The sequence below is a fragment of the Oceaniradius stylonematis genome, assembly GCF_003149475.2.
GTDB lineage: Bacteria > Pseudomonadota > Alphaproteobacteria > Rhizobiales > Rhizobiaceae > Roseitalea > Roseitalea stylonematis.
Genome location: NZ_QFWV02000005.1, coordinates 1 through 21,075 on the forward strand (window position 1 = coordinate 1; position 21,075 = coordinate 21,075).

Consider the following 21,075-nt stretch of genomic DNA (forward strand, 5'->3'; position numbering starts at 1 on the left):
ACATCGTGGGTCGAGCCGTCCCCGCGGTGCCGCGTCGCACGCGGAAAACACCCGCGCTGGCGCTCAAGCTCGGCAAACACACGGTAGTTGCCTCCATCGTGCAAACCGGAGAGCTTGTCGGCAAAAAACCGGTCAAAATCCAGCTGGCCCTGAATTGGTTCCTGGCTTGGCGCGGTGATCGGCGTGATGGTCATCTTCGTCCTCGCATGGCACCTTCGCATTCGCGTTCGTGCCCGTGTTTCCTGCCCATATAAACCAGCGCGCCACTGATTGGAACGCTTCCAAAGTGGTGTGATTGTCGCAACCGGAACCGCGCCGGTCCTTGACACGGATCAATCCCGCCGGACCGTCGAAGCCGCCGGCTCGCGAGAACAAATTTTTCTTCCAAAAGGCACGAGTTGGGAATGGCGTTCTTCTGACGGGATTCAATCGCACCTAAAATGGCATCTCGTTCCAAGAGGTGGGTACATGCGCCATTTTCCGGTTTTTGTGAATGTCGACGGCCGCCGCGTGGTCGTGTCCGGCGCGGGTGAAACCGCCATTGCCAAGCTGCGTCTTCTGTTGAAGACCCGGGCACGAATTTCGGTTTTCGGTGCCGATCCCGAACCGCTCGTCCGGCAATGGGCCGAAGAAGGCCGCATCACGCTGACAGAGCGCCCCGTCGAGACCGGCGACGCGCTCTGCGCGCGCCTCTTCTATGCGGCCAACGACGATGCCACCGAGGACGCGCGCGCGGCAGCCATCGGCCACGCCGCCGGAGCGCTGGTCAACATCGTCGACAATCTCGACGATTCGCAGTTCATCACCCCGGCCATCGTCGATCGCGATCCGGTAACCGTGGCAATCGGCACCGAGGGCGCGGCGCCGGTGCTGGCGCGCAAGATCAAGGCCGATCTCGAAGAACGCCTGCCCGCTTCGCTCGGCGTCCTGGCCCGGATCGGCCAGGCCTTTCGAGTGCGCGCCGACATGCTGGGAGACGCCAAGAAGCGCCGCGCCTTCTGGACGAAATTCTATTTCGGCGCCGGCGACCGCGCCCTCAAGGCGGGCGGCGAAGACGCCGTGCGCAAGACGCTGGAAACGCTTCTGACCGACGGGATCGAAACGCGGCACGGGCCGGGCTTTGTCACGTTCGTCGGCGCCGGTCCCGGCGATCCCGAGCTCTTGACGCTGAAGGCCCGCAACGCGCTGCACGAGGCCGATGTCGTCCTGCACGACAAGCTTGTGCCGCAGCCGGTCATCGAACTGGCGCGGCGTGAGGCGATCGTCGTCGAGACCGGCAAGAAGGGCTTCGGAGACGCCTGGAAGCAGGACGACATCAACGCGCTGATGATCGATCATGCAAACAGGGGCGCCCATGTCGTGCGGCTCAAGTCCGGCGATCCGGCCGTGTTCGGACGCCTCGAGGAGGAACTGGACGCGCTCGATCGAGCGGGCGTCGGCTTCCAGATCGTGCCGGGCATTACTTCCGCATCGGCGGCGGCGGCATCGATCGGCCGGTCGCTGACGCGGCGCGGTCGCAACGCGTCGCTGCGCATCATCACCGGCCATGACGCGGAAGGCTTTGCCGATCACGACTGGCGCGCGCTGGCCCGGCCCGGCGAGGCGGCGGCGATCTATATGGGCATCAAGGCTGCATCGTTCTTGCGCGGGCGGCTGCTGATGCATGGTGCGGATGCGGAAACGCCGGTGACAGTGGTCGAGAATGCGTCACGCACCGACCAGCGCGTCGTCGCCGCAACCCTTGGCACGCTGCCCGAGCGTCTCAGGCAGGCCGGTATCACCGGCCCGGCCATTCTGCTCTACGGCATCGCGCCACGCGGCGCGGCCGCCGCAGTCGCTGACCTTGCCGACATGCACCATGAAGCGGAGGCCGTCTGATGGGGCGCCAGAAACATCCGCAAATCGTCACCGCGAACGATTTGTTCGAGGGCGACGTGATCTATCTGACCGGCGAAGGCGGCTGGACGCGTCTGCATGGCGACGCCGCCGTGGCGCACGACTCGGACGAAGCGCAACGGCTGCTCGCCGTCGCCCAGGCGCAGCCGGACAAGATCGTCGGCGCTTACCTCGCCGATGCAGCAATCGATGCAGACGGACGGCCGCAGCCCGTCCATTTCCGCGAGGCATTCCGCACGCGCGGCCCCTCAAACTATTTCCACGGCAAACAGGCGGAGGTCTGACATGTACCGGTATGACGATTTCGACGCCGAGTTCGTGCGGGCACGCGTGGCTGATTTACGCGAACAGGTCGAGCGCCGCATCGACGGTTCGCTCACCGAGGACGAGTTCAAGCCGCTGCGGCTGATGAACGGTCTGTATCTGCAACTGCACGCCTACATGCTGCGCGTCGCAATCCCCTACGGCACGCTCAATTCCCGGCAGATGCGTCAGCTCGCGATGATCGCCGAGCGCTGGGACAAGGGCTATGGTCACTTCACCACGCGCCAGAACATCCAGTTCAACTGGCCCAAGCTGAAAGATGTACCCGATATTCTGGACGCGCTCGCCGATGTCGAAATGCACGCCATCCAGACCTCGGGCAATTGCATAAGGAACGTCACCGCCGACCATTTCGCCGGCGCCGCGGCGGACGAGATCGAAGACCCGCGCCCGACGGCGGAACTGCTGCGGCAATGGTCGACCGACCATCCCGAATTCCAGTTCTTGCCGCGCAAGTTCAAGATCGCCATCACCGGCAGCCCCAACGACCGGGCGGTGACGAAGGCGCACGACATCGGCCTCAGAATGGTGCGCAACGACGCGGGCGAGCCCGGCTATGAGGTGATCGTCGGTGGCGGGCTTGGCCGGACGCCGATGATCGGCAAGACCGTCCGCGATTTCGTGCCGAAGGCCGATCTCCTGCCCTATCTGGAAGCGATCCTCAGGGTCTACAATCTCGCCGGCCGGCGGGACAACAAGTACAAGGCGCGCATCAAGATCCTCGTCCACGAAACCGGAACCGAGGAGATCAAGGCGCTGATCGAGGCGGCGTTCGCCGAGCAAAAGGCGCTGTTCCAGGCGCCGCCGCAGGCGTTGGTCGACCGCATCGAGGCAGCATTCGCGCCGCCGGACTTCGACAACACCCAGTCGCTCGTCTTCGACCGCGCACAGGCGGACGATCCGGTGTTCCGCTCCTTCGTCGAGACCAATGTGAGCGAGCACAGGAACCCGGCCTACGGCATCGTTTCGGTCTCGCTGAAGCCGGTCGGCGGCACGCCGGGCGATGCCTCAGCCGAACAGATGCGCGTTCTGGCCGACATCGCCGAGCGCTACGGCCACGACGAACTGCGCGTTTCCCACGAGCAGAACATCATCCTGCCGCACGTGCGAAAGGCCGACATTCCGGCCGTCCACGCCGAACTGAACAAGGCCGGGCTGGCGACCGCCAATATCGGGCTCTTGTCGGACATCATCGCCTGCCCCGGCATGGACTATTGCGCGCTGGCGACGGCCCGGTCGATCCCGGTCGCCCAGGAGATCGCGACCCATTTCGACGCGCTCAAGCTCGAACGCGACATCGGCCCGCTGAAGATCAAGATTTCCGGCTGCATCAATGCCTGTGGCCATCACCATGTCGGCCATATCGGCATTCTGGGCCTCGACAAGGCAGGCGTGGAAAACTACCAGATCACGCTTGGCGGCGACGGCACCGAGACGGCGACGATCGGCGAGCGGACGGGCCCCGGCTTTGCCGCCGAAGACCTGATCCCGGCGATCGAAGCGATCATCGACACCTATCTGGACTTGCGCCACACCGGTGAAGAAACGTTCCTGGACGCCTATCGGCGTCTTGGCGCACAACCCTTCAAGGACGCCATCTATGACCACCGACGCGACAGCGCCCGCGCCGTCTGACACGCAGGGCGCAACGCTCGACCTGTTGCGCGAAGCGCTCATCGACCGAAGGTTCGGCGACGTTGCCGCCGTTTCCTCGTTCGGCGCCGAGTCGGCCGTGCTCTTGCACCTGATCGCGAGCGTCGACCGGACGGCGCCGGTGCTGTTCATCGACACGGGCATGCTGTTCGCCGAAACGCTGGCCTATCGCGACGAGCTGGCGTCTCGGCTCGGCCTGACCGATGTGCGGACGATCCGCCCGGCGCGGGAGGCTGTGCGCGGTACCGACATTTGGGGCCGGCTTCACCTGACCGATCCGGACGCCTGCTGCGATCTGCGCAAGACGCAGGTGCTCGATGCGGCGCTCGAAGGGTTCGATGGCTGGATCACCGGCCGAAAGCGGCATCAGGCGCTGACCCGGTCGGACATCGAACCGGTCGAACAAGCGGCCAACGGCAAGACCAAGCTCAACCCGCTGGCCCTGTGGTCGCCGGACGATCTGGCCGCCTATGCTGAAGCCTTCGACCTGCCGCCGCATCCGCTTGTCGGTCAAGGGTATCCGTCGATCGGCTGCGCGGTGTGCACCTCGCCCGTCAGGCCGGGCGAGGATGCGCGTGCCGGCCGCTGGCGCGGCCGCGACAAGACCGAATGCGGCATTCACATCGTCGACGGCGCGATCGTGCGCTTAGCGCCAAGCCATGCTTGAGGAGACAAATGCGATGATCATCGTCACCGACGCCGGGTTTGCGCCCGACGACCGCGCCGAACGGCTGATGGCCGGCACCTATGGCGAGGTTTCGCTGGCTGACCTTCAAGCGGGCCTTCCCGCCAACCGCCCGGCATCGATCGGTCTTGTCGCCGACAATGACATCGATGCGCATGCGGTCGCGCCGCACTTCAAGGTGCTTGATGCGATCATCATCGGCTTTCCGTCGTTCGCCGACGGGCGCGGATTTTCGCTGGCCATGCAATTGCGCCGGCTGGGCTTTACCGGACGGCTGGTCGCGCAGGGTCATGTCATCGCCGACCAGTATGTCCATGCCCGGCGCTGCGGCTTCGATGCGGTGGCAATCGACGAGGCTCTGGCCCAGCGGCAGCCCGAACAGCAGTGGCTGGCGCGATTGACCCGGATCAATGCGACCTATCAACAACGGTTGCATCAAGCGGCCCAGGTCGCCTAACTGGAGCCCATGACGATGAACGAGATGACGCCCATCGCCGGCGGTGCGCAGCCGGTCGCCCTCAAGGACGGGCAAACGGTGACGTGGGTGCGCCATTACACCGACCGGCTGTTCGCCTTCCGGCTCACGCGGCCGCAATCGCTGCGCTTCCGATCGGGCGAGTTCGTGATGATCGGACTGCCCGACGACAATGGCAAGCCGATCCTGCGCGCCTATTCGATCGCCTCACCCTCCTGGGACGAGGAACTCGAATTCTATTCGATCAAGGTGCCGGACGGCCCGCTGACATCGCGCCTTCAGAAGATCCAAGTGGGCGATCAGGTCATATTGAAGACCAAGCCGGTGGGCACGCTCGTCATCGATGCGCTGTTGCCGGGCAAACGTCTCTATATGCTGGCGACCGGCACCGGCATCGCCCCGTTTGCCTCGCTGATCCGCGATCCGGAAGTCTATGAAAAATTCGACCAGGTGATCCTGACCCATACCTGCCGTACCCGCGACGAACTGGTCTACGGCGCCGAACTGGTCGACAATCTCGTTAACGATCCGCTGATCGGCGAGATGGTCGACCGCAAGCTCGTCTACTACCCGACGACGACCCGCGAGGAGAGCCCCAAGACCGGCCGCGTGACCGACAAGATCCGCTCGGGCGAACTGTTTGACGATCTCGGCGTGCCGGCATGGAGCATCGAAGACGACCGCGTCATGATTTGCGGCTCGATGGGCCTCAACCTCGAGATCAAGGAATTGTGCGAAGCCGCGGGCATGGAAGAAGGCGCCAACAACAAGCCCGGCCACTATGTGCTGGAAAAGGCGTTCGTCGGCGAGGCCGAGGCGGGTTGACGCAGCGCGTCTGAAAAACCCATCGCCATTCGACCATCATTGCGGTTAGACAGGCGGCATCATTGGTGCCGCTTTTCGTTTCGGGGGACAGTCTTTGGTCGAGCGTGTTGTCATCGTGGGCGGCAGCCATGCCGCGGTCGCGGTTGCCGACGATCTGCGCAAGCACGGGTTCGGCGGCTCGATCACGCTTTTGAGCGAAGAGACGACCCTTCCCTATCAGCGGCCGCCCCTTTCCAAGGCCTACATGTCCGGCGAGATGAGCCTTGAGCGGCTGAAGCTTCGCCCCGAAGACTGGTACCGCGATCAGAAGATCGACGCGCATCTTTCGACGCGCGTCATCGGCATCGACCGCCAGGCAAAAGAGGTGGTCACCGAAGACGATGCGCGGTTCGGCTATGATGCGCTCGTTCTGGCCACCGGCGCGCACGCGCGGCCACTGCCCGCCGAGATCGGCGGCCGACTCGGCAATGTGCACACGATGCGCGATCTGCCCGACGCCGATGCGCTGATGGCCAAGATGGCCGACGGCAAGCGGCTCATCGTCATCGGCGGCGGCTATATCGGGCTGGAGGCGGCCGCAGAAGCATCGAAGAAGGGCATGGCGGTGACGGTGGTCGAGGCCGCACCGCGCATCCTGCAGCGCGTGGCCTGCCGCGAAACCGCCGACGCGTTCCGAGCGCTTCACGAAGGCCATGGCGTGAGCGTCCTGGAGAACACGCAGATCGCGCGCATCGCCGGGAACGCCGACGGCGCGGCGGCAGCAGTCGAACTGGATGACGGCACGTCCCTGCCCTGCGATCTCGTCGTGGTCGGCATCGGCATCGTACCCAATGCCGCACTGGCCGAGGGCGCCGGGCTCGACGTGGCGGTCGGGATCAGCATCGACGACCGGGCGCGCACGTCCGATCCGGCGATCTTCGCATGCGGCGACTGTGCCATCTTTCCGTTCAACCACATGCCCACACGGCTCGAATCGGTGCAGAACGCGCACGATCAGGCCGGCATCGTCGCCGCCAATATCATGGGCCACGACAAGGCCTACGATCCGCATCCCTGGTTCTGGTCGGACCAGTACGACATGAAGCTGCAGATCGCCGGCTTCAACCGGGGCTATGACCGTGTGGTCGTCCGGCCCGGCAAGCGCGAAGGCAGCGTCTCGCACTTCTATTTCGCCGGCGAGACGTTCCTCGCCGTCGATTGCCTGAACGATGCAGCGACCTATGCGATGAGCCGCAAGATCCTCGCTGACGGCAAGGCGCTGACGCCGGACATGGTCGCCGACGAGACGTTCGATCTGCGGGCGTTCGCGAAGTAACCCCCGCGAACTACCCGGCAAACGGAGAAGTATGATGAGCCGACCTGAATTCGCCGTCATCGGCCTCGGCACGATGGGCGCCGCCCTGGCGCTCAACATGGCCGACAAGGGCTTTGATGTCGCGGTCCACAACCGCTCGGCGGCACGGATCGATGCGCTTGTCGAAAACGCCGGCGATCTCGCCGACCGGCTGACACCGGCCAAAACGCTCGACGACCTTGTCGCCGCGATGAAGGGGCCGCGCGCGATCCTCCTGATGGTGCCCGCCGGCCAGCCGGTCGACGACCAGATCGCCGCGCTTCTGCCCTTGCTCGACGAGGGCGACCTGATCATCGATGGCGGCAATTCGGGCTTTCACGACAGCGAACGGCGCGCCGCAGCGGTCGAGGCGCTCGGCAAGCGTTTCATCGGCCTGGGCGTGTCGGGCGGCGAGGATGGCGCGCGGCACGGCCCCTCGCTGATGGCCGGCGGCTCAGAGGAGGCGTGGGAACGCGCAGCGCCCGTGCTGACGGCGATCGCGGCGACCTACGAGGACGAGCCCTGTGCGGCGCTGCTCGGCGCGGCCGGCGCCGGGCACTTCGTCAAGATGGTCCATAACGGCATCGAATATGCCGACATGCAGATGATCGCCGAAGCCTATGGCATCATGCGCGACGGCATGGGCCGGACGCCGGCCGCGATGTCGGACACTTTCTCACAATGGAACGACGGGCCGTTGCGCTCCTATCTCATCGAGATCAGCGCCGCCGTTCTCAAAGCCACCGATCCGAAGACCGGCAATCCGATGATCGACATGATCGTCGACCGGGCCGGACAGAAGGGAACGGGCCGCTGGACGGCGATCGAAGCGCAGGAGTTGGGCACGCCCGTTCCGGTGATCGATGCGGCGGTGACCGCGCGCAACGTCTCGGCGCGGCTTGAGGAACGGCAGCGCGGCGCAGACCGTTTCGGCGAGCCGGCCCGGCCCTTGCCGGACGGTGCGGTGACCGACACCGACCTTGAAAGCGCGCTGATCGCCGGCAAGATCGTCTGCTATGCGCAGGGCTTTGCGATGCTGGCCGACGGCGGCGCCGACAATGGCTGGGAGTTGCGCCTCGCCGATGTCGCGCGCGTCTGGCGGGCGGGTTGCATCATCCGCTCGGCGATGCTGGACGACATGGCGACCGCGCTCGAACAGGCGCCCGATACGAGCCTTTTGATGGCACCGTTCTTCGCCGATCTGATGGAGCGCCACGTGCCGGGCTTGCGCAAGACCGTCACGGCCGCAAATGGTCACGGGCTGCCGGTGCCGTCGCTTTCGGCGGCGCTCAACTGGTTCGACATGATGGCGACGTCGCGCTCGACGGCCAACATGATCCAGGGGCAACGCGACTATTTCGGCGCGCACGGCTTTGAACGCACCGACGAGGAAGGCACCCATCACGGGCCGTGGTAAGGCGCGGCGCGCCGGCGGCAAAACACAAAGCCTGCCCGGCGCACCCGGCGACGAAGACTTCGAGGCCGCCGTCCGGCGCGTGCTGGCCGGACTGCCGGCGAGAGAAACATCCGCCGGTGCAATCCACCCATCCATTAAACCAAGATCGATGCGGCACGGGTGGATGCTGGTCGAAAAATCGGAGGAATGGCATGGCTATAGCCAGGCAACGCGCGACAAGAACAGCCGGCTCGCCGCCGGTTGGCTGGCCGCCCCCATCGTCAAGGGTGGCGATCTGACATGGGGTGACGCCCCGGTGGCCGATCTCCGCCGACGCCACGTCAAGGCAATCCTCGCCGACCATGCGGCGACGCCGCACAAGGCAAAGCACCTGCTGGTGATGATCCGGAAGATCATCGGCGAAGCGCTCGATCAGGACTGGATCGAGATCGACCCGACGCACAAGATCAGCTGGCAGCCGGACCATGCCGGATGGCGCGCATGGACCGCCGATGAAATGCGCGCCTTCCTCGCGCGATGGCCCGCCGGCACGACGCCCCACATGGCCTTTTGCCTGGCAATCGCCGCGGCGACATCGCCGCCCTGCAATGGTCGCAACGGCAAACGCGTGCCCTGACCATCCGCGGCGAAAAACGCATCGTGCCCGGCTTCGTCCTGACACCGAAGAAACGGCGCGGCAAGACGCTGTTCGTCCCCGAAAGCACCATGCTGACCGCCGCGCTCGCAGCCGCGCCGCGCACCGGCAAAACGGTGTTGATGACGGCCTATGGCAAGCCATTCTCCCCCAAGTCGTTGACCGGCCGCATGGCGGACTGGACCGCCAGCGCCGGCCTGCCCAAGGGCTGCACGCTGCACGGACTGCGCAAGACCCTGGGGAAAGCACTGGCCGAAGGGGGCGCATCCACGCGCCAGCTGATGGATGTCCTCGGCCATGACGACATCGAGCATGCCGAACTCTATTCGCGCGAGGCCGAACAGGCGATTCTCGCCGTCGACGCGATGGACAAGATCGCAGGCTTTCTCGATGAATGACGCGCGCGGCCATAGCAGATGGCGAACCTTGTGGCGAACCCTTGGCGAACCTGTTTTCAAGGCATTGAAATCAATGAAGAATGGTGGGCCTGGAGGGACTCGAACCCCCAACCAAGCGGTTATGAGCCGCCGGCTCTAACCAATTGAGCTACAGGCCCCACCCGGACCGTGCGTATCCGAAAGGTCCCAGCCGGGCAAGCGGTGTCGGAGAAACGGTCGCACACCATATTGTCTGCCCATTTGTCGGCCATTGCCCGGGATGACGGGACCTCTGCTCAAGGATGATCGCTTTGAAACCCATTCGCACCTCACCCATTGCCGCCGCGTTCGCGGCAACCGCGCTGACCGCCGCCGCCGGGCACGCAATCGCGGCCGACACCGACATCACGCCGCAAATCACCGTATCGGCCACCGGAACAGCGGATATTGCGCCGGACATGGCGGTGATCGGGCTGACGGTTCTGCGCGAAGCGGACACGGCGCGCGAAGCGCTCGATGCCAACACCGAAGCGATGGCCGAGGTGCTGGCGGCCATGCAGGCCGAAGGCATCGCCGAGCGTGACCTGCAGACATCGAACTTCAACATCCAGCCGCGCTACGTCTATCCCGAGCCGAAGGACGGCATCCGCCCGGCGCCGCGGATCGTCGGCTATCAGGTCTCGAACTCGCTCACCGTGCGCGTGCGCGATCTCGACAGGCTCGGCGCCATTCTGGACCAGTCGGTGACGCTGGGCGTTAATCAGGGCGGCGGCATCAGCTTCACCAATGACGACCCGTCCGCAGCCATCACCGAGGCGCGGACCAAGGCGATGAAAGCGGCGATGGGCAAGGCCGAGACGCTGACCGAAGCGGCCGGCATCGGGCTCGGCCGCATCCTGTCGATCTCCGAGCAGTCGTCCGAGCCAAGGCCGATGCCGGTTGCCCGCGCCGCGATGATGGAGATGGCGGCCGACGCAGCGCCCGTGCCGGTCGCGGCGGGTGAGAACACCTACCGCGTCAGCGTCAATGTGACGTTCGAACTGGCCCAATAGGCCGCGTCGAGAACGTCAGCCGGCCGAAAGGCCCGGCCAGTTGGCGTCGCCCTTGGTGATGTTGCCGGGAACGTCGCGCTCCCACCGGCTGCGCACGCCTTTGGAGAAGTTCAGATAGAGCTTGTCGTCGACCACGGTGAAGGCTTCGGGGTCGATCTTGGCGGTGTAGCCGTTGGCGACCGCATAGGCGCAGAAACCGCCATATTGCGGTGCGTAGCGGTCGGGATCGGCGGCAAAGGCGTCGCGGTTTTCGGCTGAGGCAAACTGATAAGTCGCGCCCTCATGGGTCGCGGTGATGGAGGGATCGCCCATCACCGCCGCGCCTTGCGTGAAATAGGCGACCGGGTCATGCCCCAGGATCGCGGCGCCGCCGTCCAGATTGACCTTGCCTGCCCAGGCCTTGCGGGCAGACCCCGCGATCAGCGCGGCTGCCACCGCGCCGGCGCCGAGCGCCAGAAACGCGCGACGGTCCAGATTGGCGGTTGCGGTCTTGACCTTGCCGCGAACGATATGGCGGGTCATGGCGATCTCCATCGGTTGAGCCCTGCGTTGCCGCCAAACTGTCAAAACGATCGATCACGTTCAAATCGCATCTTCTGACGCGAACACACATCTGCGTGAATCAGGCGAGCGCCTTGACCCAATACTCCATCGGCTTTTCGGTTTCGGCGGTCTCGCCAATGTCCTTCCAGCCATATGCCGTGGACAGGCCGTCGAGCCGCACATACCCGCGGTTGCGCCAGAAGCCGTCGAGCGGGACGTAACCGGCCGGACGCAGCGGATGGTTCGCCGGGCGGACGACTGCCGAGAACAGGCACTGTGTGAAGCCCTGCCGCCGTGCCTCGCTCTCGCGCAGTTCGAAAAATCCGACGCCGACGCCCTGGCCGCGATAATCGGCCAGAAGGACCGATTCGCCGAAATAGAAGAAATCGTCCGGATCGAGCCCGCGCGCGGCAAACGGTTCGGCGAATTCGGCCTTGTGCTCGCCGAGCGGCGCCGCCGTTGCGGCGCCGACCAGTTCGTCGCCGTCGAATGCGCCGGCAACGAAGGCGCCATCTGCCTCGAGATAGGTGGCGAGGTAGCGGCGCTCATAATCCATGTCACCGTCATAAAGGTAGGGAAAGGCGCGGAAGACGGTGATCCGCAACCGCGCCAGATCGTCCAGACGCGATACGATCTCGTTCCGCGCCAGCGGACGGACCTTCGCCCGATCCGTCATGAAACCTGCGCGATCCAGTCCTTGTGATTGTAGTAGGTCGTCACGCGGCTGATGCGGCCATCGTCGACCTCGAAGAAAATGCCGGCCGGCAACGAATAGCCTTGGCCGCTGGCCGGCGGAAGACCGTCGGCAGTGGCAACATAGGTGCCGTCGACGGTGAATTCGGCGGCGGCGCGCACGCCGCTTTCGGAGACCATGATTTCGATGTCGCGCAGCGTCTCGCGGTAATGCCGCGACATCATCGCGTTGAAGCGGCGGAACGCATCGCGGCCGATCTCGCGGCCACCCAGATTGATGTCGTGGGCGACATCCTCGTGCAGCAGACCGGCCATGGCCTCATAGTCGCTGGCGTTGAAAGCGTCGAAGTAGCGCTCGATCAGCGCCCGTGTCTCGTTCTGGCTCAAAGCTGCCCCCGCAATTGTCTATGCAGGCCGAACCTATCGGCCCACAGCCGAAACGCAACGGCCAAACTCACAGTTCCCCGCCGACCAGATGGTCAAGATATTCGCCATCATGGGCCATGTCCTGCTCTCGGGCCGTCACCCGGCCGAAAACGGAGATGCCCGCCTCGTGCACGCTCATCGGATCGCCCGAGACAAGCGGGTGCCAGTCGTAGAGAGGCCGGCCCTCCGCCACCAGCCGATAGGCGCAGGTGCCCGGAAGCCAGACGATCTCGCCGACATTGTCGGGCGTCAGGCGCACGCAGTCCGCCACCTTTGCCTGCCGGTTCTCATAGTCCGTGCAGCGGCACGAGGCGGCGTCGAACAGCCTGCAGGCAACCGTCGTGTAGAGGATCTCTTCGGTGTCCTCGTCGATCAGCTTGGACATGCAGCATTTGCCGCACCCGTCGCACAGGCTTTCCCATTCCCGCGCCGTCATCTCCGTGAGCGTCTTGGTCTCCCAGAAGGGTCGGAGGGCGTCTTTGGCCACGGTCTCTCCTCAACCGGCGCGGCGGGCCCGATGCCAACGCTGCCAGCGCAGGAAACCGCGATAGCCGATTTCGGCCAGTTGGCGAAGCCCGGGAACCGAAAACACGAACGCAAAGCGCCGCCAGACCGGCAAAACGCGCCAGATGCGCGCAAAGGCATCGACGCCCGCATGCCAGCCGCCATCGGCCTGATCGCGGACGTGAAACCGTCCGAGCAGCGCGTCGCGCGTCTTGCCTGCCGGCAATTCCGCATCGGTCAACGACTCGATGTCGATCCAGCGCACGGCCCCGGCCCGGTCGATCCTGCGGTAATAGCCGACTTCGATGCGGCAGACGGGACACCCGCCGTCATAGAAAACGTCGATGGCCGGCATGGGGGCCGACGCTTCAATACCCGATGTCTGATCGATGATAGCCATAATGCCGAGATAGTGCGCCGCGCCGCACTGTCATCGGTGCGAACTGTCGCGCCTAGGTGCCGGACTTTTCCGACAGGACGCTGCATCCCAGCCGGCGCACCGCATCGCGCAGCCCTTCATCGTCAAAGCCCTGCGCCATCCGTTCGATGCGTTCGGCCTCATCGGCGGTCAGCGGCCGCGCCTTGCGGCGGGGCTTGGGCGGTTCGGCCAGTTGCTTTTGCACGAGCCTCACCCGGCAAATCGCGTCGAACCCCATGAAGGCGTTGATGCGCCCCACGATCTCGCCGGTCTGGTGCTGGATGTGAAGCGCGGCCATGGCCTCGGCCGCCACCACGAGAACGCCGGGCTCGAACGCATCATCCTCATGGCGTCGGCGCGGCCAGTCGATTTTGAGCGGGCAGGACGTCTCGGCGATCTGCGCACCCGCGATTTCGGGCCAGGCATCGATGAGCGCGAGCGACAGGCCGGCGCGCTTGGCAAGTACCGGGTCGAGGACGGCGTTGACGAAATTGGCTGCGGATTTGGCCATGGCGCGACGTTATCAGGTCTGCCCGCGCGCTTGAAGCATGCAGGATCGATCTTGCCCTTGTTGTGGACGGCAGCCTATGTGCGGCCATGCCGTCCCGCGATTCCGCTCCCGCCAAAAAGCTGCTTGCCTGGTATGACGGGCACGCTCGTGACCTGCCCTGGCGGGTGAGCCCGCGCGACCGAACAAAAGGTATCCGTCCAGACCCATACCGGGTCTGGCTGTCGGAGATCATGCTGCAGCAGACGACCGTCGCGGCGGTACGAAGCTATTTTTACGCCTTCACCGCCCGGTGGCCGACGATCGCCGCGCTTGCGGCGGCGGACGAGGAAGACATTCTCAAGGCCTGGGCCGGGCTCGGCTATTATTCGCGGGCGCGCAACCTGAAGAAATGCGCCGAAGCAATCATGGCCGACCATGGCGGCGCGTTCCCCGCCGATCTCGACGCATTGCGCGCCTTGCCCGGCATCGGCGACTACACGTCGGCGGCAATTGCGGCCATCGCCTTCGACCTTCCGGCCGCCGTGGTCGACGGCAATGTGGAACGCGTGGTCACGCGCCTCAAAGCGATTGACACGCCGCTGACCAAGGCCAAGCCGGCCATCAAGGCCGAGGTGGCGGCGATGCTCGATCCCGAACGACCGGGCGATTTCGCGCAGGCGACGATGGATCTGGGCGCCACGATCTGCACGCCCAAGCGGCCGGCATGTCTGCCATGTCCGCTGCGGTCGGAATGCGCCGCTCTCGATCAGGGCGACCCGGAACGTTTCCCCGTCAAGGCGCCCAAAAAGGACAAGCCGCTGCGTGTCGGTGCGGCCTTCGTCCTGGTGCGCGACGACGGTGCGGTGCTGCTCGAAAAACGGGCCGGAACCGGGCTTCTGGCCGGCATGACGCAGGTGCCAACGACCGGATGGAACGCGCGCCACGACGGCGAAACCGGTTCTGACGCCGCGCCGGTCGCTGGCACCGAATGGCGCCGATGCGGGCAGGTGCGGCATGTCTTCACCCATTTCGCGCTCGATCTAACAGTCTGGCACGCCCTGTCGAACCACAGGGCCGGCGACGGGCAATGGTGGTCGCCAGCTTCCGAACTTGCCGGCGAAGCGCTGCCCACCGTCATGAAAAAAGCGATCGCGTGTGCTTTACCGGACGCGTTTTGAGGGGACCCGCCGCCATGCATACCATTCGACACATCGTCTTCGACATCGGCAAGGTGCTGATCCATTACGATCCGGAACTGCCGTTCAAGCGCATCATCCCGGACGACGAAAAGCGCCGCTGGCTTCTGGCCAATGTCTGCACGCCGGCCTGGAACATCGAACAGGATCGCGGCCGCCCATGGGCCGATGCTGAGGCCGAACTCATCGCTGATCATCCGCAGTGGGAACGCGAAATCCGCGCCTTCCGGCAGAATTGGCGCGAGATGGTGCCGCATGCCTACGATGGCAGCGTTGCCATCCTGGTCGAACTGATCGAGGTCGGAACCGATATCACCTTCCTGACCAACTTCGCAGCCGACACGTTCGCCGAGGCGCAGACCCTGTACCCGTTCCTGAAATCGGGGCGCGGCGTGACGGTCTCCGGGCGAGTTCAGCTCATCAAGCCCGACCCGGCGATCTATGCGCTGCACACCGACACGTTCGATCTCGATCCTGCGGCAACGCTGTTCATCGACGACAGCGAACAGAACGTCGAGGCGGCGCGCGCATTCGGATGGCACGCCGTGCACTTCACAAGCGCCGAAGCGCTGCGGGAAGACCTGCAGCGCTTCGGGTTTCGGCCTGATTGAACTGGAGGTCAGTTGCCGAAAGTCAGCCGCCGGCGGCAGCCATGCGGTCGCGAACGATCTGGCGCAGCGCGTCGATGGGCTTGAGGGTACCGGCATCGTCGAAGTGCCAGAAGGTCCAGCCATTGCAGGCGTCGAGCCCCTGGACCCGTGCGCCGGTGCGGTGGATCGAGGCCTGCTCGCCGCCTTCGCACAGCGAACCGTCGGCCTGAACCGTGGCCGTCCAGCGGCGTTTCGGGTCGGTCAGCTCGGTGCCCGGTTCCAAAAGGCCCGCTTCGATCAGCGAAAGGAAGGCGACGCGGGGCTGCGCCCGCTTGCCGGCAACAAGCGTCAGGCTCTTGCCGTCATGGGGTTCGACCGCATCGATACGCGCAGTCGCCGCATCGATATAGGCCTGCTCGCGCTCGATGCCGATGAAATGGCGGCCCAACCGCCTGGCAACTGCGCCAGTCGTGCCCGTGCCAAAAAAGGGATCGAGCACGACATCGCCGGGCTTTGACGCGGACATCAGCACGCGGGCCAGCAGCGCCTCGGGCTTTTGCGTCGGATGCACCTTGGCACCGTCCTCGTCCTTGAGACGTTCGCCGCCATTGCAGATGGGAAACAGCCAGTCCGACCGCATCTGGACGTCGTCATTGGCCGCCTTCATGGACTCATAGTTGAAGGTGTAGCCCTTGGCCTTCTGGTCGCGGCTCGCCCAGATCATCGTCTCATGCGCGTTCTGGAAGCGGCGGCCGCGAAAGTTCGGCATCGGGTTGGTCTTGCGCCAGACGACATCGTTGAGGATCCAGTAGCCCAGATCCTGCAGGCTGGCGCCGACGCGGAAGATGTTGTGGTAGGAGCCGATCACCCAGATCGTGCCGTTCGGCTTGAGCACACGGCGCGCGGCCAGAAGCCAGGCGCGGGTGAAGGCGTCGTAATGGGCGAACGAGCCGAACTGGTCCCAATGATCGTCGCAAGCATCGACCTTGGACTGGTCGGGCCGGTGCAGCGCGCCCTCGAGCTGCAGATTGTAGGGCGGATCGGCGAAGATCATGTCGACCGATTTTTCGGGCAGTTGTTCCATCGCGGCGACGCAATCGCCCTTGAGGATGACGTCCAGGGGAAGGGCCGGCTTGGCGGAACGGACGCCCTTGCGGGCGGCCGAAGGGGCCAGGTGTACGCGAGACATGAAGCACCCGATCTCAAGAAACAGCAACGGGCGCCATGGTTACCGCTCAGGGTAAACATCGCGTCAAGGACCATGGTTAACCGATGGTTGGCAGCCAAAGCCGCCCTACGGCTCACGGTGTGTCGTAGGGACCCTCGTCAAAGCCGACAATGACCTGAAGATTGCGGGTTTCCGGCTCGGGCAAGACGATCTGGTCGTCCCGGAAGATGAACTGCGTCGCTCCGCCGCCCATCGCCACGTCGATGCGGCCAAGCTGCGAATAGGGCAGGTTCTCGCCGGCGCGGATGGCAACACGCACGGGCAGGTTCAGCGAACCCGGCGCGCCCTTGGGCCCGTTGACCACGCGGCCGGCGGCGGCGACGGTCATGAAGAGCTGCCCGTTGCGATAGCGGCAGGTGCGCGTCACGTCCGAGATCACAGCCTGATGGACGACTTCGTCGGGATTGCCCTCATTGCCGTCTGTGTAGGTGCGCAGATAGGCGGTGCCCTCAAGCAGCGTCACGCGCGGACAATAGGCGCGCAGGTCCGCCTCGGTGAAGGCCTCGTCATTGCTGGAAACGTCGAGCACTTCGCTCGGGCCGCCCGACTGGCAGGCGGCCAGCGCGGCCAGCATACCAATGGCGGCCAGCGACCGGATCGTCCGGACAGCGCTTTTGCCATCGAGCCCTGCCCTGCATGTTCCGATACCCATCACCATTATCTTCGCTCTCCAATTCCTGCGGTCGGCGCTCGCGGCGCGCACCATTCGGCTAGTGGGACATCGTGTCAACCATGCGGCGGATGCGCGTCGCCGCGGGGGTTCCGATCCCGTCGGATTTCCGATAAGGCTCGCGCGCATTTTGTGCAATGGCTGACGGGCGGACACAAACCGCCGCCAAAGCGCATCGATGAGGGCAACAGCACCGTGAAATTCATCTCGACACGCGGCGAGGCGCCGCATCTGGGTTTTCGCGACGCGGTCCTGACGGGGCTTGCCGCCGATGGCGGGCTCTACCTGCCCGAAAGCTGGCCGCACTTGTCTCCCGATGCGATCAGGGAGCTGCGCGGCAAATCGTTCGCGCAAACCGCGGTCACGGTGATGTGGCCGTTTGTCGAGGGCGAGATCGAGCGGGAAACCTTCGAGGCCATCGTCGCCGAAGCCTATGGGACCTTCCGGCACGAAGCGGTCTGCCCCCTTGTCCAGACCGGCGCCAACGAATTCACACTCGAACTGTTTCACGGTCCGACGCTGGCGTTCAAGGACGTGGCCATGCAGCTTCTCAGCCGGCTGATGGACCATGTGCTGGCCGAACGGGACCAGCGGGCGACGATCGTCGGCGCTACATCGGGCGATACGGGCGGGGCGGCGATCGACGCCTTTGCCGGCCGCGACCGGACAGACATCTTCATCCTCTTCCCCGAGGGGCGGGTGTCGCCGGTCCAGCAGCGCCAGATGACGGGCTCGGATGCCGCCAACGTGCATGCATTGGCGATCGACGGCAATTTCGACGACTGCCAGAATCTCGTCAAGGCGATGTTCAACCACGGTGCCTTCCGCGACGCGGTTCGGCTGTCGGGCGTCAACTCGATCAACTGGGCGCGGATCATGGCCCAGATCGTCTATTATTTCACGTCGGCGGTTTCGCTGGGCGCGCCCGACAGGCCGGTCTCGTTCACCGTGCCCACGGGCAATTTCGGCGACATCTTCGCCGGTTACGCCGCCAAGCGCATGGGCCTGCCGATCGACAGGCTGGTCATCGCGACCAACGACAACGACATTCTCGCCCGCGCGCTTGACACCGGCACATACGAGATGCGCGATGTGGTCCAGACCACATCGCCTTCGATGGACATCCAGATATCGTCGAACTTCGAGCGGCTGCTGTTCGAAGCCTCGGGACGCGATGCGGCCTATGTGCGCCGCGCGATGGAAACGCTCAAACAGTCGCGGCAGTTCGCGCTCGGCGATGCGGTGCATGGGGCGATCGCAACGGACTTTGCCGCCGGCCGGGCCGACACCACCGAGGCCGGGCGGACCATTTCCCATGTTCTGGACGCCTCGGGCTATCTGCTCGACCCGCACACGGCAGTGGCCACCCATGTTGCGCGGGCCCGCGCCAGGGCCGAAACGCCGATGATCGTGCTGGCGACGGCCCATCCGGCCAAGTTCCCCGACGCAGTGGAAGATGCCGCCGGAATCCGGCCGGAACTGCCCGCATGGCTCGGCGATCTGATGGGGCGGCGCGAGCGGTTCGCGCCACTTCCATCTGATCTCAAAATGGTGGAAGATTACATTTCGGCCCGCACCCGGGCCGCCGGAGGAAGTGTCGGGGCCGGATAAGACAACAAGGCCCCCGGGAGTGCGCGCGTATATGACAGTCCAGACAACCGTCCTGAAGAACGGGATCACCGTTGCCACGCAACGGTTCGACAATGTCGAGAGCGTCTCGGTGGGCGCATGGTTCAAGGCCGGCACCCGCAACGAACAGGACCATGAGCACGGCATCGCCCACATGCTCGAGCACATGGCCTTCAAGGGCACGGCGACGCGCAGCGCGCGCGACCTGGCCGAAGCCATCGAAAATGTCGGCGGCGACATCAATGCGGCGACCAGCGTCGAGACAACCTCCTTCTTCGTGCGCGTCTTGCGTCAGGACACGGCGCTGGCGATCGACGTACTGGCCGACATCCTGCAGAACTCCCGCTTTGACGCGGACGAACTGGAACGCGAAAAGCATGTCGTCCTGCAGGAACTGGGCGCGGCGACCGACACGCCCGATGATGTCGTCTTCGACAGGTTCACCGAAACCGCCTTCCGTCACCAGCCGGTCGGTCGCTCGATCCTTGGTACGCGGGACACCATCGCATCTTTCACCTCGGACATGATCCGTGCCTATGTCGATCGCGAATATAGCGGCGAACGCATGGTGATTGCGGCGACCGGTGCCGTCGACCATGACGAGATCGTCCGGATGGCGGAACAGCGCTTTTCGACCATGAAGCCCTCGGCCGAGGGCCGCGAGCTTGGCCTGGCGCATTATGTGGGCGGCGACTATCGCGAGCAGCGCCCCCTTCAGGACACGCAGCTTGTGCTGGGTTTCGAAGGCCGAGCCTATCATGTGCGCGACTATTATTGCAGCCAGGTGCTGGCAATGCTGCTGGGCGGGGCCATGTCCTCGCGCCTGTTTCAGGAAGTGCGCGAAAAGCACGGGCTTTGCTATTCGATCTATGCATTTCATTGGGGCTTTTCCGACACCGGCATCTTCGGCGTCCATGCGGCCACCGAGCCGGGCGACCTGCCCAAGCTCCTCGAACTGATCATCGGCGAATTGTCGCGGGCGGCCTTCGACATCGAACAGAGCGAACTGGACCGGGCGCGGGCGCAGTTCCGCGCCAGCCTGCTGATGTCGGGCGAGAGCGCGCCGAGCCGCGCCGGACAGATCGCGCGGCAGATCCTGCTGTTCGGCCGTCCGATCCCCAATGAGGAACTTCTGCTGCGGCTCGACAACCTCACCGTGGCGCGCCTGCGCGATCTGGCCGGCCGCATCTTCGTTGAATCGGCGCCCACCGTTTCGGCCGTGGGGCCGGTCGATACGCTGATGGACATGGACGACATTCGCGCAAGGCTGGCCGCGGGCGCGCCGCAACAGGGCACGGCGCAACATCGGCGCGCGGCGGTCGGCTGACTGCACAGACGGGGCAACGGAGGAGGCCGATGTTCGCATTTTCGAGCCGGGGCACATCCGGCGCGGTGATGGAAGGCCGGACCGTGCATCTGCGCCATCCCGAACTTGCCGATCATGAGCAATGGGCAGCCCTGCGGGCCGAAAGCGCGCAGTTCCTGCAGCCCTGGGAGCCGGTCTGGCCGCGCGGCGACCTGACGCGGCCCGCCTTCCGCGCGCGGCTGCGCCGCTATGCCGGCGAGATACGCGCCGGCACGGGCTTTCCCTTCTTCGTCGTGCGCAACAGCGACGAGGCGCTGCTGGGCGGCATTACTTTGGGAAACATCCGCCGCGGTGTCGCGCAGAACGGCCAGATCGGATACTGGATCGGCGAAAAGTTCGCCGGCCGTGGCTTCATGAGCGAAGCGGTGGCGCTGGTGTGCGAATATGCGTTTGCGCGAACCGGGCTGCATCGCCTTGAAGCTGCCTGCATTCCGGGCAACAGCAAGTCGATCCGGCTTCTGGAGAAGAACGGATTTCAACGCGAAGGCGTGCTGCGCGCCTATCTTAAAATCAACGGCCGCTGGCGCGACCATGTCCTTTACGCGCGCATCAACCCGATGCATCTGGACGCGGCGCGCCTCGACCGGACGGATATCTGAGGTGCATTTGCACTTGCCCATCGACTTTTCTTCCCGCCGACCGGCCCGGTCG

General features: G+C 65.1%; 24 protein-coding genes, 1 tRNA gene and 1 pseudogene. 16 read left to right on the plus strand and 10 right to left on the minus strand.

Annotated features, from left to right (window positions below; genetic code table 11):
• Positions 1 to 194, minus strand: a pseudogene (locus DEM25_RS08925) (5-aminolevulinate synthase); the annotation flags it as partial.
• A 274-nt stretch (positions 195 to 468) separates the two neighbouring features.
• On the opposite strand from DEM25_RS08925, the gene cysG reads away from it, so the two are divergent.
• The 10 genes from cysG to DEM25_RS08975 all read left to right on the plus strand — a co-directional run bounded on the left by cysG (position 469) and on the right by DEM25_RS08975 (position 9,640).
• On the plus strand, positions 469 to 1,878 hold the full coding sequence (gene cysG, locus DEM25_RS08930; protein WP_109766672.1) for a siroheme synthase CysG: 1,410 nt from the start codon (positions 469 to 471) through the stop codon (positions 1,876 to 1,878).
• Positions 1,878 to 2,180 carry a DUF2849 domain-containing protein gene (locus tag DEM25_RS08935; RefSeq protein ID WP_109766671.1) on the plus strand — a complete coding sequence of 101 codons (303 nt, stop codon included), beginning with the start codon at positions 1,878 to 1,880 and terminating at the stop codon, positions 2,178 to 2,180. The genes cysG and DEM25_RS08935 overlap by 1 nt, the downstream gene beginning before the upstream one ends.
• A gap of 1 nt (position 2,181) precedes the next feature.
• Complete coding sequence (locus tag DEM25_RS08940) at positions 2,182 to 3,855, plus strand: nitrite/sulfite reductase (protein ID WP_109766670.1); 1,674 nt, start codon at positions 2,182 to 2,184, stop codon at positions 3,853 to 3,855.
• Positions 3,821 to 4,540: a phosphoadenylyl-sulfate reductase gene (locus DEM25_RS08945; protein WP_109766669.1), complete on the plus strand. Its 720-nt coding sequence runs from the start codon at positions 3,821 to 3,823 to the stop codon at positions 4,538 to 4,540. Before DEM25_RS08940 ends, DEM25_RS08945 begins: the two co-directional genes overlap by 35 nt.
• A 13-nt stretch (positions 4,541 to 4,553) precedes the next feature.
• Positions 4,554 to 5,015, plus strand: coding sequence for a DUF934 domain-containing protein (locus tag DEM25_RS08950; protein WP_210210105.1), 462 nt, complete (start codon positions 4,554 to 4,556; stop codon positions 5,013 to 5,015).
• Between the two features lie 15 nt (positions 5,016 to 5,030).
• A complete protein-coding gene (locus tag DEM25_RS08955) occupies positions 5,031 to 5,858 on the plus strand; it encodes a ferredoxin--NADP reductase (RefSeq protein WP_196780337.1) in 828 nt (275 codons plus the stop codon).
• A gap of 94 nt (positions 5,859 to 5,952) precedes the next feature.
• Entirely contained in the window at positions 5,953 to 7,173 is a 1,221-nt protein-coding gene (locus tag DEM25_RS08960; protein WP_109766667.1) for an NAD(P)/FAD-dependent oxidoreductase, read from the plus strand.
• A 34-nt stretch (positions 7,174 to 7,207) separates the two neighbouring features.
• On the plus strand, positions 7,208 to 8,608 hold the full coding sequence (gnd, locus tag DEM25_RS08965; protein WP_109766666.1) for an NADP-dependent phosphogluconate dehydrogenase: 1,401 nt from the start codon (positions 7,208 to 7,210) through the stop codon (positions 8,606 to 8,608).
• A gap of 163 nt (positions 8,609 to 8,771) precedes the next feature.
• Entirely contained in the window at positions 8,772 to 9,224 is a 453-nt protein-coding gene (locus DEM25_RS08970; protein WP_120222694.1) for a site-specific integrase, read from the plus strand.
• Entirely contained in the window at positions 9,125 to 9,640 is a 516-nt protein-coding gene (locus DEM25_RS08975) for a tyrosine-type recombinase/integrase (protein WP_109766664.1), read from the plus strand. Before DEM25_RS08970 ends, DEM25_RS08975 begins: the two co-directional genes overlap by 100 nt.
• Positions 9,641 to 9,721: 81 nt before the next feature.
• Here DEM25_RS08975 and DEM25_RS08980 read toward each other — a convergent pair.
• Positions 9,722 to 9,798, minus strand: a tRNA-Ile gene (locus DEM25_RS08980).
• 123 nt (positions 9,799 to 9,921) lie between these two features.
• On the opposite strand from DEM25_RS08980, the gene DEM25_RS08985 reads away from it, so the two are divergent.
• Positions 9,922 to 10,671 (plus strand): SIMPL domain-containing protein, encoded by a 750-nt coding sequence (locus tag DEM25_RS08985; protein ID WP_109766663.1) that lies wholly within the window; start codon positions 9,922 to 9,924, stop codon positions 10,669 to 10,671.
• A gap of 15 nt (positions 10,672 to 10,686) precedes the next feature.
• Here the strand turns inward: DEM25_RS08985 and DEM25_RS08990 are convergent, their stop codons facing one another.
• The 6 genes from DEM25_RS08990 to DEM25_RS09015 form a co-directional block, all read right to left on the minus strand.
• Positions 10,687 to 11,193: a YHS domain-containing (seleno)protein gene (locus tag DEM25_RS08990; protein ID WP_109766701.1), complete on the minus strand. Its 507-nt coding sequence runs from the start codon at positions 11,191 to 11,193 to the stop codon at positions 10,687 to 10,689.
• 100 nt (positions 11,194 to 11,293) lie between these two features.
• Entirely contained in the window at positions 11,294 to 11,890 is a 597-nt protein-coding gene (locus DEM25_RS08995) for a GNAT family N-acetyltransferase (RefSeq protein ID WP_109766662.1), read from the minus strand.
• Positions 11,887 to 12,294 carry a ketosteroid isomerase-related protein gene (locus tag DEM25_RS09000; protein WP_109766661.1) on the minus strand — a complete coding sequence of 136 codons (408 nt, stop codon included), beginning with the start codon at positions 12,292 to 12,294 and terminating at the stop codon, positions 11,887 to 11,889. Before DEM25_RS09000 ends, DEM25_RS08995 begins: the two co-directional genes overlap by 4 nt.
• Before the next feature lie 67 nt (positions 12,295 to 12,361).
• On the minus strand, positions 12,362 to 12,820 hold the full coding sequence (locus tag DEM25_RS09005) for a YcgN family cysteine cluster protein (protein ID WP_281004535.1): 459 nt from the start codon (positions 12,818 to 12,820) through the stop codon (positions 12,362 to 12,364).
• A 9-nt stretch (positions 12,821 to 12,829) separates the two neighbouring features.
• A complete protein-coding gene (locus tag DEM25_RS09010; RefSeq protein WP_158585218.1) occupies positions 12,830 to 13,192 on the minus strand; it encodes a thiol-disulfide oxidoreductase DCC family protein in 363 nt (120 codons plus the stop codon).
• A 97-nt stretch (positions 13,193 to 13,289) separates the two neighbouring features.
• A complete protein-coding gene (locus DEM25_RS09015) occupies positions 13,290 to 13,766 on the minus strand; it encodes a DUF721 domain-containing protein (RefSeq protein ID WP_109766659.1) in 477 nt (158 codons plus the stop codon).
• An 86-nt stretch (positions 13,767 to 13,852) separates the two neighbouring features.
• On the opposite strand from DEM25_RS09015, the gene mutY reads away from it, so the two are divergent.
• The gene (gene mutY, locus DEM25_RS09020) at positions 13,853 to 14,923 is read left to right on the plus strand and encodes an A/G-specific adenine glycosylase (RefSeq protein WP_109766658.1); all 1,071 of its coding nucleotides are present in this window, start codon (positions 13,853 to 13,855) and stop codon (positions 14,921 to 14,923) included.
• Positions 14,924 to 14,937: 14 nt separating this feature from the next.
• Positions 14,938 to 15,552 carry an HAD family hydrolase gene (locus tag DEM25_RS09025; protein WP_109766699.1) on the plus strand — a complete coding sequence of 205 codons (615 nt, stop codon included), beginning with the start codon at positions 14,938 to 14,940 and terminating at the stop codon, positions 15,550 to 15,552.
• Between the two features lie 22 nt (positions 15,553 to 15,574).
• On the opposite strand, the gene DEM25_RS09030 is transcribed toward DEM25_RS09025, so the two are convergent.
• Together DEM25_RS09030 and DEM25_RS09035 are read right to left on the minus strand one after the other, a co-directional pair.
• Positions 15,575 to 16,720, minus strand: coding sequence for a site-specific DNA-methyltransferase (locus tag DEM25_RS09030; protein ID WP_109766698.1), 1,146 nt, complete (start codon positions 16,718 to 16,720; stop codon positions 15,575 to 15,577).
• Between the two features lie 112 nt (positions 16,721 to 16,832).
• The gene (locus DEM25_RS09035) at positions 16,833 to 17,411 is read right to left on the minus strand and encodes a hypothetical protein (RefSeq protein WP_109766697.1); all 579 of its coding nucleotides are present in this window, start codon (positions 17,409 to 17,411) and stop codon (positions 16,833 to 16,835) included.
• A gap of 213 nt (positions 17,412 to 17,624) precedes the next feature.
• Here DEM25_RS09035 and thrC point away from each other — a divergent pair, with 213 nt between their 5' ends.
• The 3 genes from thrC to DEM25_RS09050 are packed head-to-tail and all read left to right on the plus strand — an operon-like array spanning position 17,625 to position 21,023.
• Positions 17,625 to 19,040: a threonine synthase gene (gene thrC, locus DEM25_RS09040; RefSeq protein ID WP_109766696.1), complete on the plus strand. Its 1,416-nt coding sequence runs from the start codon at positions 17,625 to 17,627 to the stop codon at positions 19,038 to 19,040.
• 31 nt (positions 19,041 to 19,071) lie between these two features.
• On the plus strand, positions 19,072 to 20,385 hold the full coding sequence (locus DEM25_RS09045) for a M16 family metallopeptidase (protein WP_109766657.1): 1,314 nt from the start codon (positions 19,072 to 19,074) through the stop codon (positions 20,383 to 20,385).
• Between the two features lie 29 nt (positions 20,386 to 20,414).
• Positions 20,415 to 21,023 (plus strand): GNAT family N-acetyltransferase, encoded by a 609-nt coding sequence (locus DEM25_RS09050; protein ID WP_109766656.1) that lies wholly within the window; start codon positions 20,415 to 20,417, stop codon positions 21,021 to 21,023.
• Positions 21,024 to 21,075 lie beyond the last annotated feature (52 nt).